Here is an 11,095-nt window from a genome sequence, read left to right as displayed (position 1 = left end):
CGCCAACGGCGCGCGCATCCGGCTCGAACCGCAGAAGAGCTGGGAGGTGAACAACCCGGGCGAGCTCCAGAAGGTGTTGGGCAAGCTCGAAGAGGTCCAGCGCGAGTTCAACAACGCCCAAACCGGGAACAAACGCGTCTCCCTGGCCGACCTCATCGTCCTCGGCGGGTGCGCGGCCATCGAACAGGCCGCACGCGAGGCCGGGTTCGACATCCAGGTGCCCTTCGCCCCGGGCCGCACCGATACGTCCCAGGAGTGGACGGACGTCGAATCCTTCGCCGTCCTCGAACCGGTAGCCGATGGCTTCCGCAACTATGTGAAGCCCGGGCAGGAGAAGCCGGCCGAGCACCTGCTCGTCGACAAAGCCGCCTTCCTCACCCTCACGGCGCCGGAGATGACGGTGCTCGTCGGCGGGATGCGCGCCCTGGGGGCGAACTGGAACGGCTCTTCGCTGGGCGTCTTCACCGAGCGCCCGGGCAAGCTCACCAACGACTTCTTCGTGAACTTGCTCGATCTCGGCACGGAGTGGCGGCCCACGGAGGCGCCGGGCATCTACGATGGCTACGACCGGCGCACCGGCCAGAAGAAGTGGACGGGTAGCCGCGTCGACCTCGTGTTCGGGGCCAATGCCCAGCTCCGCGCCCTCGCCGAGGTGTACGCCTGCGACGATGCGCAGGAGAAGTTCGTCCACGACTTCGTGGCCGCCTGGAACAAGGTGATGAACCTCGACCGCTACGACCTGGGCTGGCGGCCGTAGCGGCGAGCCACCGTCGCGGATATCGATCGCTGCGAGGGGAACGCAGCGCAGGGGTACGGGGCGGCCCGGCTGGGCCGCCCCGCTGGTTTGTCGGTGGGGGGAGCGTGCCGACCGCGCGGTGGCCTCGCAGCCGCTCTCGCCGCTGGGGTGTGCGAGGGCTTCGAGCCCCGGAGGAGCAGAACGACGTTCGGAGGTGAATCGTGATACGCTCCGTACCGGCGCGGCGCGCCCCTTGCCGAACCCGAGCTACCCCGGCTGGAGGCACATGCATGAGGTTCATCAGCGAAACCACCGAATTGGGTGTTACCGAGCGGAGCTTCGAGCTCGCCGTCGATGGCGAGCGAGTCCCTGGCATCTTGTGGCTGCCAGAAGGGGCGCGCGGGCCGCGGCCGCTCCTGCTCCTCTGCCACGGCGGGATGCAGCACAAGCGGGTCGAGACGCTCTTGGCGAAGGCGCGCAGCTTCGTTCGCCACCACGGCTACGCCTGCCTCAGCATCGACAATCCCGGGCACGGCGAGCGGGCGACCGAGGCAGAGCTCGCGCAGGCGCGGGCGCTGCGCGGTGCCGCCAGCTTGCCACCCATCGACCCGGCGCGGATGCGGCAGCTCGCTGCGCGCGTAGCGAGGGCCGTGGGCGAATGGAAGGCTGCGCTCGATGCAGCGGAAACGCTGCCGGATGTCGGTGAGGGGCCGGTCGGCTGGTGGGGGCTTTCGATGGGCACCGCCATCGGCGTTCCGTTCGTCGCGGGCGAGCCGCGCGTGCGGGCAGCGGTGTTGGGACTAGCGGGCGTGCGCAACGAGGAGTTCGCGGCACTCGCGCGCCGGATCACGGTGCCGGTGATGGTGATGTGTCAATGGGACGACGAGGTGGCACCGCGCGATTCCGTGTTCTCCCTCTTCGAAGCGCTCGGCTCGCAGGAGAAGACGTTGCACGCGAACCCGGGACGCCATGTGCAGGTACCCCTGGCCGAGCGCCACGCGTGGGAGGAGTTCTTCGTGCGGCATCTCGGCACGGCCTCCTCGTAGCGACGCCTCGCCTCGGTATACTGCGCGGACCACACCGCGAGGAGCGCCGATGCACCGTGAATCCGCCGAGCCGCCCGATTGGCCCCGTCCGCTCGTGCACTGGGAGATTCGGGGGCGCGAGCCCGAGCGACTGCGGGCGTTTTACGCGGCGCTCTTCAATTGGGCGATCGACGACGGGCCCGTGATGGCCATTCCCCCGGGCCTCGGCGGGCCGGAGCCGGGCCCCGGCGGCCACATCGCCCGCGGCAGCGCGCCCGGCGTCGTCCTCTATATCCAGGTGCGCGACCTGCGCGCCTCGCTGGCGAAGGCGGCGGAGCTCGGGGGAGCGATCGTCCGCGAGCCGTTCGACGTCCCGGGCGGCCCGACCATCGCCCGGATTACCGACCCAGAGGGCAACGTCGTCGCGCTCGTCCAGCAGTAACGCTCGCGGCAGGCGCTCGCCCGGCTCCCTCGTTACGTGAGCGCGAGCCGGATCACGTCGAAAGCGTCGTCCACGAAGTGGAACTGGAGGGCTTTGCGCGCCTCTTCGGGCACGTCCTCCGTGTCCCGCTCGTTCTCCTTGGGGAGGATCACGGTTCGGATGCCGAAACGGTGCGCGGCGAGCACTTTCTCTTTGATCCCGCCGACGGGCAACACGCGACCATGGAGGGTAATCTCGCCGGTCATCGCGACGTCGGCGCGCACGGGGCGGCCCGTGGCGAGCGAGGCGAGCGCCGTGGCCATCGTGATGCCGGCGGAGGGTCCGTCCTTGGGCACGGCGCCCGCGGGCACGTGGACGTGGACGGCCTTGTGTTCGAAGAAGGTCGGGTCGAAGCCCAACCGTTCGGCGTTGGAGCGGACCCAGGTGAGCGCGGCCTGCACGCTTTCGCGCATGACGTCGCCGAGCTGCCCGGTGAGGATGAGCCGCTCTTCGCTGGCGGGCATGGCCGCCGCCTCGATCTGCAGCACGTCGCCGCCGGCCGGTGTCCAGGCGAGCCCGGTGGCGATGCCGGGCCGATCGATCCGCAGAAGCGCCTCCTCGGGGATGCGGGGCCGGCCGAGGTACCGTTCGACGCCGGCGATATCGACCGTGACGGGCGTCGGTTCGCCTTCGACGACGCGCCGGGCGATCCGCCGAACGACGCCGGCGATCTCCCGTTCGAGGCCCCGGACGCCGGCTTCGCGCGTGTAGCGGCGAATGATGTGGCGGAGGGCCTCTGGCTCGAAGGCGATTTCGCCCGGCCGGAGCCCGTGGGCGCGGAGCTGCCGTGGGACGAGGTACCGCTCGGCGATCTGGAGCTTCTCCTCTTCGGTATAGCCCGAGAGCTGCATCACCTCCATCCGGTCGCGGAGGGGCGGCGAGACGGTATCGAGGGTGTTCGCCGTGGCGATGAAGAGGACGGCAGAGAGATCGAAGGGGACGCCGAGGTAGGTATCGGTGAAGCGGTGGTTCTGTGCCGGGTCGAGCACTTCGAGGAGGGCGGCGGCCGGGTCGCCCCGCCAGTCGCTCCCCACTTTGTCGATCTCGTCGAGCATGATGACCGGGTCGCGGGTGCCGGCCTGGCGGAGGGCTTGGACGATGCGGCCAGGCATCGCCCCGATGTACGTCCGGCGGTGCCCGCGAATTTCGGCTTCGTCGTGGACGCCGCCGAGCGCGACGCGCGCGAAGGCACGGTCGAGGGCGCGGGCGATGGACTGGCCGAGGCTCGTCTTGCCGACGCCGGGCGGGCCGACGAAGCAGAGGATCGGCTCGGCGGCGGTGCGCTCGGCGGGGGAGGGGACCTCGCCGCCATCGGCCGCCGCGGCGGCACGCTCGGCGCGGAGCTTGCGCACCGCGAGGTAATCGAGGATGCGATCCTTGATCTTCTCGAGGTCGTAGTGGTCTTCGTCGAGGACGGTGCGGGCGCGGTCGATGTCGATGGCCGAGCCGCTGAGCTTTTGCCAGGGGAGGTTGGCCATCCAATCGAGGTAGGTGCGGATCATGCCCTGTTCGGGGGAACCGGGCGGCAACAGCGCGAGACGGTCGAGTTCGCGGTCGGCCTCGGCGCGGGCCTCGGGTGGCAGGCCAGCCTCGTCGAGTTTGCGCCGCAGCTCGGCAATCTCTTCGCCTTCGCCTTCGCCGAGCTCCTTCTGGATGGAGCGGAGCTGTTCGCGGAGGAAGTATTCCCGCTGCGATTTCGAGAGGCGCTGCTCGGTCTCCTCGGCGATCTTCCGGCCGAGCTCGCGCACGGCGATTTCGTGTTGGATGAAGTCGATGAGCTTGCGAAGCTTCGCTTCGACGGCGTCGAGTTCGAGCAGCTCTTGGCGCTGTTCGCCCGAGAGCGGGAGTGCCGCGCCGACGAGGTAGGCGAGCTGGAGCGGGTCGGTGAGCGCCTCGGCCGCGGCGACGAACTCCTGCGGCAGCTGGATGACGGCCACGAGGCGGGCGATGAGTTCGAGCACAGCGCGGCGGAGCGCTTCGCCCTCGGGGCCCGCCGCCGGGCGCTCGGGGGCGCGCTCGACGCGAGCCTGGAGATAGGGCTCGGCGCCGACGAATTCGAGGATGCGCACCCGTTCGATGCCCTGGACGACGACCTGCAGCGTCCCCTCGCCGGAGCGGGCGAGGTGGTGGATGACGCCGATGGTGCCGATGCGATGGACGTGCTCGGGGCCGGCGAGGTCGATATCGTCCGTTTTCTGGGCCACGAAGACGAGCCGCCGGTCGCGCCGCATCACGTCATCGACGAGGCGGACCGAGCGGGGCTGGCCCACCGCGAGAGGGAGGACGGCGAAGGGGAAGACCACGGTGCCGCCCCGGAGGGGCATGACGGGCAGGAGCTCGACGCGGCCTTCCTCTTGGGGGGCCGCGTCGGAGGACTCGCTCACGGGGGGCCCGGATGGAGACAGCGCATCGTCGCTCATGGCGCGGCACCTCCGCTGGCTTTGGGGAATTCGAGCAGGAGCAGGCCGTTGTCGTATCGAGCCCGGGCGGCCTCGGCGTCGATGCCGCAGGGGAGCGGAACTTCCAGGCGAAAGCGGCCCTGGCGGATTTCGGCGGCGTGGTAGCGCGCTTCGACCGACGGCGGGGGCAGGTGGCGCACACCCTCGATGACGACGGCGTCGTCGTAGAGCAGGACATCGAGGTCGTCGACGGAGACGCCGGCGAGTTCGACGGTGACGGCGATGGCCTCGGGGGTCTCGGCGATATCGGCAGCGGGGCGCCACCACGGCTGGGCGAGGCGGATGCGCTCGCGGCCCGCGAGGTAGCCGCTGCCGAGCGGCTCGGGCCCGGTGCGGATGGTGAGCGCGTAGCGGTAGCTGATGCGGCGGTAGCGCATGGGGGGAACCTCGCGAAGCCCGCCCGGCGGGTGCTCCCCTCATTGTAAGGGGCGAGCTCCGCCTGCTGCGGGCGGTTAGGTGCCGGGGAGTGGCGGCGCCACGGCCCGGCGGCGAGGGGAGGCGATGCGGTCGGTCAGCGGCGGCCTGCCGATGGGTCGGCTGCCGTGGCCACCGCCAGGGGGCGCCTCATTCGCCGCGCCGCCAGCGGCCGAGGAGCCGAAGGAGGTCGTCGACCGGAAAGGCGAGGGCCTGGAGCGAGACGACGAGGATGGCGGCGGTGACGGCGGTGAGCTCGTCCGGGCCGGCGCCGGTGAGGTCCTGCCAGGTGAGCGCGGCGGCAGCGATGACGGCGAGGATCGCCGCGAGCGTGGTCCGGACGCGCGAGTGATAGCCGTTGGCGCCGGCAGTTCCGCCGGGCCGGCCGTTCACGGGAGCCTCCGGAGGACGAGGGCCGGTGCCGCCAGGGCGACGGCCGCGAGCAGGCCGCCAATCGGCCCGGTGGCAAGGGCGACGAGGGCGGCCCCGGCAGCGTGTGCAGCAGCGATGAATGGACGAGGGATGGTAGACATTGGCGCGTGGCCTCCCGTTGGTGGTGCGCCGAGCGTGGCAGGCGACCCACCGAGCGCCGAGCGCCGGGTGACACAGCGACGGGCAGGATGCCACCGGGCCCCGGTTCGGCCACCACCCCTGGGCGAAAAAAGCGGGCGGGGGAGTTCCCCCGCCCGCCCGTGGGCCCGCCGCGGTAGCGAAGGCCTACTTCTTGCCCGTGTCGATGACCTGGCCGAAGAGGTCGAACTTCTTGGCGCCGGGGTTGTACTTCGCGAGCTGCTCGGCCTGGATCGGGTAGTAATCCGGCGTGGGCGAATCGACCGGCGAGGTGTTGATGAGGATGCCGGGGAGCAGGGTATCGATCCGCAGGTCCTTGATGCTGGTGGCCTGCTTCATGATGTTCTCCCGGGTGAGGTTGTTGCCGGCCTGCTTCAGGACGTGGACCAAGGTCTGGGCGACGCTGTAGCCATACACGTTGAATCCGTCGTTGACGTTGCCTTCGGGGTAGTACTTCTGCATGAAGGCCTTGTAGTCCTGGATGGCCTTGTCGTTGGCCCACTGCGGGTCGCCCGGGTCCTTGATGTAGAAGGTGGTGATGATGTTGGAGAGGTCGGCGCCCTGCTGCGCGGCCGGGTCGAGGACGGCCGGGATCGACTGGGAGACCGAGTTCAGCAGGATGGTTGGCTTCCAGCCGACCTGGGTCGCGGTGACGAGGGCCTGGGTGGCGAACTTCGGCGTAGCGACGAGGAAGAAGGTATCGGCGCCAGACTCTTTCAGCTGCGTCACCTGCGCGCTGACGGAGGCGTCCGTCGTGGCATAGGTCGCTTCTTTCACGATGACGGACGAGGCCTTGGTGCCGAGCGCCTTCTTGAAGCCCTCGACGTAGTCCTTCCCGTAGTCATCGTTCTGGTAGAGGATGGCGACCTTGGCGTTCGGCTTCTCTTTGTTCAGCCATTCGACGTAGATGGCCGATTCCGACTGGTAGTCGGGCTGCCAGCCGATGGTCCACGGGTGCGTCTTCGGGTCGGCGCCCCACTTCGAGGCCCCGGTTGCGACGAACAACTGCGGGATCTTTTGCTGATTGAGGTAGTCCCAGATGGCGGTGTTCGGCGGCGTGCCAAGGGTGTTGAAGATGAAGAGGACTTTCTCCTGCTCCACGAGCTCGCGGGCAGCCTGGACCGTCTTGTCCGGGGAGTAGGCGTCGTCCTTGGTGATGAACGTGATCTTGCGGCCGTTGATGCCGCCCTGCTCGTTCACCATCTTGAAGTAGGCTTCGACGGTCTTGCCGATCGTGCCGTAGGCCGCAGCCGGACCGGAGAACGGATAGATGCCACCGATCTTGATTTCGGTGTCCGAAGCGCCGGTGTCGTACTTCGGCTTTTCGGTCTGTGCCGGAGTTTGGCCGGCGGGCGCGGTCTGCCCGGCTGTCGGCGATTCACCCGTGTCGTCATCGTCATCGCCGCCGCAGGCTGCGGCGAGGACCATGGCGACCGCGGCAAAGAGCATGAGCAGCGCGGTCCATCGATTGCGTGTTCGCATCTGGTGCCTTGTCCCTCCTGTTGGATTTCGTCCAGCGCCGGGTTTCCCGGCGCGTGACTCCCGTTAGTACATTCGCCCGAGCCGGGCTGTTCGGATTCAACCGCTCGAATCGCCGCCTTCGCGGCGAACGATCACCACCTCCTCGCGTTCGACCACGACGACCGTTTCGACGACGGCCACGCTGGCTTCCGGCTTACGCAGGCGGAGGCCGGAGCGGGCGTATCGCCAGGTCTCCTGGAGGAAGCCGGCCACCCCGTGGCGCATGGTGAACATGACCACGATGAGGATGATCGCCTGGATGGCATCGGGAGCCGACTTGTTGATGGCGACGGTAACGTCGGGCACGAACTGTTGGAAGAGGCCGCCGATGATCGCGCCGTTGACGGTGGCGATCCCGCCGATGACGGCCCCGACGAGGAAGCGGATCGAGAGGAGTGGCGAGTATTGATCGGGCGAGACGAACTGAATGACGACGCCGTTGAGCGCGCCAGCCAGCCCGGCAAAGGCGCCAGCGATGCCGAAAGCGGTCATCTTGTAGAGGGCAACGTTCACCCCCATCGCCGCGGCGGCTGTCTCGTTATCGCGGATGGCGACGAGGGCGCGGCCGAACCGCCCGCGGCGGAGGTTGGCCGCCAGGACGAAGATGAGGAGCGCGAGGACGGCGGTGAGGTAGTAGAAGAACCGGTCGGGGTTATCCGACCAGAAGGGCACGCTGAGCTTTCCGAACATGGCGACGCCCTGGACGCCGCCTGTGAACTCCTCGAACTTCTTCGCCAGCGGGGTGATGGTGACCGCGAGCGAGAGGGTGGCGAGGGCGAGGTAGGGCCCCTTGAAGCGGAGCGCGGGGATACCCACGAGGAAGCCGATGACGCCGGCGAGGATCGGGGCGATGAGGAGCGACCAGCCCCACGGCATGCCCCACTCGTGGAAGCCGATACCGAGGGTGTAGCCGCCGATGGCGAAGAAGGCGCCCTGCCCGAGCGAGATCTGCCCCCCGAAGCCCGTCAACAGGTTGATGCCGACGATGACGATCATGAACTGGATGGCTACGGTCATCTTCAGCATCGAGCCGTGGGGGATCTGGTCGACGTAGGCCGGCATGAAGATGAAGAAGGCGAGGATCAGGGCGTAGCCGAGCCAACGCACGGCGCGCTCCGCGTCGCGGCCGCGGTCGAGCACCGGTTTGAGGATCAACGCGACGGCGACCGTGACGATGGCCAAGATCCCGAGGAGGGCCGCCATCCCCGCGAGCGGGCCGATCATGTCGCCGACGGCGGGGACGGCGTCGAGGTTGAGCGGGTCGGCGAGCAGCCAGATGAGCCCCGCGACGACGAAGAGCGGCAGGAACCAGTTGCGGCGGTAGTCGAAGGATCGGATGAGGTCCATGAGCTACACCCTCTGAACGACCTGCCGCCCGAAGAGGCCCGCCGGGCGGACGAGGAGGACGGCGACGATGACGACGAGCGCGAGCACGATATCGAGCTGCGTGCCGATGAATTCGATGTAGCGGCCGCCGAGGGCGACGACGTTGCCGATCGCGATGCCCCCGACGACAGCCCCGGGCGGCGAATCGAACCCGCCGAGCGTGGCCGAGGCGAAGCTGAAGATGAGGACGGTGGCCATGAAGTTCGGTTCGAGCTGCACCACCGGGGCGGAGAGGATGCCGGCGAGCGCACCAGCCGCAGCGGCGATCCCCCAACCGAGCGCGAGCATCCAGTTGACGTTGATGCCCACGAGCCGGCTCGAGGCGGGCTGGGCCGCGGCGGCCCGCAGCCCGAGCCCCAGCTTCGTCCGCTGGAAGAGCAGGTAGAGCACGGCCATGAGGGTGATGAGCACGGCGAAGATGAACAGGTGGTAGGGCACGATGAAGATATCGCCCACCTGCCACGACTGCTGGCGGATGCCCGTAGGAAGCGGGAACGGCTTTGGCACGCCGCTGTAAATCCAGAGGGCGAGCGAGTTGAAGAAGAGGTAGAGGCCGAGGGTGACGATGACGATGGTCAGCTCGGGGGCGTTCTGGACGGGCCGGATGAGGATGCGCTGGACGACGAGCCCGGCGACGAAGGCCAGGACGAGCGTGAGCGGTACCGCCAGCCAGTAGCCCATTCCGGCATTCAGGAACGACCAGCAGATGTAGGTCGAGAACATGGCCATCTCGCCCTGGCCGAAGTTGATGATGTGGGTCGAGCGGTAGATGAGGACGAGCGCCAGGGCGAGCAGCCCGTAGATGCAGCCGTTGGCCGTCCCCGCGAGGATGAGCTGGATGAATTCGGTCATCGGTCCCTCCCTTCTCCCTTCGACTCGGTATCAGTAGCCCAGGTAGGCGCGCCGCACGTCGTCGCTGGCGGCGAGCTGTTCGGCGGTGCCTTCGAGCGCGACCCTGCCCGTCTCGAGGAGGTAGGCGTAGCTGGCGACCTTGAGGGCGCGGACGGCATCCTGTTCGACGAGGAGCATGCTGACGCCCTCCTCGCGGTTGATCGTCGTCAGGATGGTGAAGATCTCCTGCACGATGAGCGGCGCGAGGCCGAGCGACGGTTCGTCGAGGAGGAGGACTTTAGGGCGCGCCATGAGGGCCCGGGCGATGGCCAGCATCTGCTGTTCGCCGCCCGACATCGAGCCGGCGCGCTGCTTTCGCCGCTGGCCGAGCACGGGGAAGTACTCGTACATGCGGTCCATGTCGCGCCCGATGCCGTCTTTGTCCTTGCGGGAGTAGGCACCGAGGAGGAGGTTCTCTTCGACGGTGAAGTCGGTGAAGGTGCCACGGCCCTCGGGCACCATCATCATGCCCATGCGCACGAGCTCTTGCGTCGAGCGGCCGTTGACGCTTTCGCCCTGGAAGGTGACTTCGCCCCACGTCCGGATTTCGGCCAGGAGGGCGCGGAGCGTCGTGGTCTTCCCCGCGCCGTTGGCACCCAAGACGGCGACGATGCCGCGCTCGGGCAGGCGCAGGTCGATGCCGAAGAGGACGGGCCGCTCGCCGTAAGCGGCGCGAAGGTTGCGGGCTTCGAGGATCGCCGTCATGCCTCTTCCCCCAGGTAGGCCCGGATAACCTCCGGGTCGCGGCGCACCTCGTCGGGCGTGCCCTCGGAGATCTTCTTCCCGAAGTCGAGCACGACGACGTGGTCGCTGATGCTCATGACGAGGCCCATGTGGTGCTCCACGAGCAGGATGGTGACATCGAACCGCTGGCGGATGTCTTGGATGAGCGCGCCGAGGGCGCCGATCTCTTCGTGGTTGAGGCCGCCCGCGGGTTCGTCGAGGAGGAGGAGCTTCGGCCGGGCGACGAGCGCGCGGGCGAGCTCGATCCGCTTCAGCGTGCCGAAGGGGAGCCCTGCCGCGGGATGGTGCTCGACGGCACGCAGGCCGAGGTAGTCGATCACCTCGTCGACGATGGCCTCGGTACGGCGCTCTTCACGCCCGACCCATGGGAGGCGGAGGGCCTGGGAGAAGACGTCGGCCTTGGTGCTGGCGTGGAGCCCGACGCGGATGTTGTCGCGCACCGTCATCGAGGCGAAGAGGGCGAGGTTCTGGAACGTCCGCGAGATGCCGAGCCGCGGGATTTCGTGCGGGGCGAGGCGGAGCAGGTTCACGTCGCCGAACCGGATCTCGCCCTGCTGCGGACGGTAGAGCCGCGTGATGGCGTTGAACATCGTCGTCTTGCCGGCGCCGTTCGGCCCGATGAGCCCGAGGATCTTGCCGGCCGGGACGTCGAACGAGACGCCATCGAGGGCGACAAGGCCACCGAAGCGCATCGTGATGTCGCGGACGCTCAGGATTGGCTGGGTTCCATTCGAGCTAGTCAGACGGCCCACCCCCGGTCCATTTGCGCCGGGAGTCTAGTGGTCACTCAGCCTTCCACGCAAGCGGAGCGCCCGACTTGCCGGGGAGGCCTTGCCGAGAAGGCGCGCCTGGCCGGGCAGCCAGTTCC

At 68.7% G+C, this 11,095-nt stretch carries 12 protein-coding genes; 3 read left to right on the top strand and 9 right to left on the bottom strand.

The annotated features are described in order from the left end of the window. The 3 genes from VAE53_RS06725 to VAE53_RS06715 all read left to right on the top strand — a co-directional run. The coding region (locus VAE53_RS06725; protein WP_322818598.1) for a peroxidase family protein at positions 1 to 757 on the top strand (757 nt) is incomplete at its 5' end. A 269-nt stretch (positions 758 to 1,026) separates the two neighbouring features. Beyond that, positions 1,027 to 1,782: an alpha/beta fold hydrolase gene (locus VAE53_RS06720; RefSeq protein WP_322818597.1), complete on the top strand. Its 756-nt coding sequence runs from the start codon at positions 1,027 to 1,029 to the stop codon at positions 1,780 to 1,782. 49 nt (positions 1,783 to 1,831) lie between these two features. Beyond that, positions 1,832 to 2,203: a VOC family protein gene (locus VAE53_RS06715; RefSeq protein WP_322818596.1), complete on the top strand. Its 372-nt coding sequence runs from the start codon at positions 1,832 to 1,834 to the stop codon at positions 2,201 to 2,203. A 32-nt stretch (positions 2,204 to 2,235) separates the two neighbouring features. Here the strand turns inward: VAE53_RS06715 and lon are convergent, their stop codons facing one another. From lon to VAE53_RS06670, 9 genes are all read right to left on the bottom strand, one after another. After that, positions 2,236 to 4,662: an endopeptidase La gene (gene lon, locus VAE53_RS06710; protein WP_322818595.1), complete on the bottom strand. Its 2,427-nt coding sequence runs from the start codon at positions 4,660 to 4,662 to the stop codon at positions 2,236 to 2,238. After that, on the bottom strand, positions 4,659 to 5,078 hold the full coding sequence (locus VAE53_RS06705; RefSeq protein ID WP_322818594.1) for an Hsp20/alpha crystallin family protein: 420 nt from the start codon (positions 5,076 to 5,078) through the stop codon (positions 4,659 to 4,661). Before VAE53_RS06705 ends, lon begins: the two co-directional genes overlap by 4 nt. A gap of 187 nt (positions 5,079 to 5,265) precedes the next feature. Beyond that, positions 5,266 to 5,508, bottom strand: a complete 243-nt coding sequence (locus VAE53_RS06700; protein WP_322818593.1) for a hypothetical protein — start codon at positions 5,506 to 5,508, stop codon at positions 5,266 to 5,268. Then, entirely contained in the window at positions 5,505 to 5,648 is a 144-nt protein-coding gene (locus tag VAE53_RS06695) for a hypothetical protein (RefSeq protein WP_322818592.1), read from the bottom strand. The genes VAE53_RS06700 and VAE53_RS06695 overlap by 4 nt, the downstream gene beginning before the upstream one ends. A 184-nt stretch (positions 5,649 to 5,832) precedes the next feature. Further along, positions 5,833 to 7,167, bottom strand: coding sequence for an ABC transporter substrate-binding protein (locus VAE53_RS06690; RefSeq protein ID WP_322818591.1), 1,335 nt, complete (start codon positions 7,165 to 7,167; stop codon positions 5,833 to 5,835). 96 nt (positions 7,168 to 7,263) lie between these two features. Further along, complete coding sequence (locus VAE53_RS06685; RefSeq protein WP_322818590.1) at positions 7,264 to 8,553, bottom strand: branched-chain amino acid ABC transporter permease; 1,290 nt, start codon at positions 8,551 to 8,553, stop codon at positions 7,264 to 7,266. A 3-nt stretch (positions 8,554 to 8,556) separates the two neighbouring features. After that, complete coding sequence (locus VAE53_RS06680; RefSeq protein WP_322818589.1) at positions 8,557 to 9,444, bottom strand: branched-chain amino acid ABC transporter permease; 888 nt, start codon at positions 9,442 to 9,444, stop codon at positions 8,557 to 8,559. Between the two features lie 30 nt (positions 9,445 to 9,474). Further along, positions 9,475 to 10,188: an ABC transporter ATP-binding protein gene (locus VAE53_RS06675; RefSeq protein ID WP_322818588.1), complete on the bottom strand. Its 714-nt coding sequence runs from the start codon at positions 10,186 to 10,188 to the stop codon at positions 9,475 to 9,477. Continuing rightward, positions 10,185 to 10,919, bottom strand: a complete 735-nt coding sequence (locus tag VAE53_RS06670) for an ABC transporter ATP-binding protein (protein ID WP_369294037.1) — start codon at positions 10,917 to 10,919, stop codon at positions 10,185 to 10,187. Before VAE53_RS06670 ends, VAE53_RS06675 begins: the two co-directional genes overlap by 4 nt. Between the last annotated feature and the right edge of the window lie 176 nt (positions 10,920 to 11,095).

The sequence above is a fragment of the Tepidiforma sp. genome, from assembly GCF_034432735.1.
GTDB lineage: Bacteria > Chloroflexota > Dehalococcoidia > Tepidiformales > Tepidiformaceae > Tepidiforma.
Note: the sequence above shows the minus strand (reverse complement) of the source record. Positions and strands in the feature narration are given on the sequence as shown.

What these genes read in the sequence shown, in the direction of transcription:
- VAE53_RS06720 (WP_322818597.1), top strand. Translation starts at nt 1,027, where the DNA reads ATGAGGTTCATCAGCGAAACCACCGAATTGGGTGTTACCGAGCGGAGC.
- VAE53_RS06715 (WP_322818596.1), top strand. Translation starts at nt 1,832, where the DNA reads ATGCACCGTGAATCCGCCGAGCCGCCCGATTGGCCCCGTCCGCTCGTG.
- lon (WP_322818595.1), bottom strand. Translation starts at nt 4,662, where the DNA reads ATGAGCGACGATGCGCTGTCTCCATCCGGGCCCCCCGTGAGCGAGTCC.
- VAE53_RS06705 (WP_322818594.1), bottom strand. Translation starts at nt 5,078, where the DNA reads ATGCGCTACCGCCGCATCAGCTACCGCTACGCGCTCACCATCCGCACC.
- VAE53_RS06695 (WP_322818592.1), bottom strand. Translation starts at nt 5,648, where the DNA reads ATGTCTACCATCCCTCGTCCATTCATCGCTGCTGCACACGCTGCCGGG.
- VAE53_RS06690 (WP_322818591.1), bottom strand. Translation starts at nt 7,167, where the DNA reads ATGCGAACACGCAATCGATGGACCGCGCTGCTCATGCTCTTTGCCGCG.
- VAE53_RS06685 (WP_322818590.1), bottom strand. Translation starts at nt 8,553, where the DNA reads ATGGACCTCATCCGATCCTTCGACTACCGCCGCAACTGGTTCCTGCCG.
- VAE53_RS06680 (WP_322818589.1), bottom strand. Translation starts at nt 9,444, where the DNA reads ATGACCGAATTCATCCAGCTCATCCTCGCGGGGACGGCCAACGGCTGC.
- VAE53_RS06675 (WP_322818588.1), bottom strand. Translation starts at nt 10,188, where the DNA reads ATGACGGCGATCCTCGAAGCCCGCAACCTTCGCGCCGCTTACGGCGAG.
- VAE53_RS06670 (WP_369294037.1), bottom strand. Translation starts at nt 10,919, where the DNA reads ATGCGCTTCGGTGGCCTTGTCGCCCTCGATGGCGTCTCGTTCGACGTC.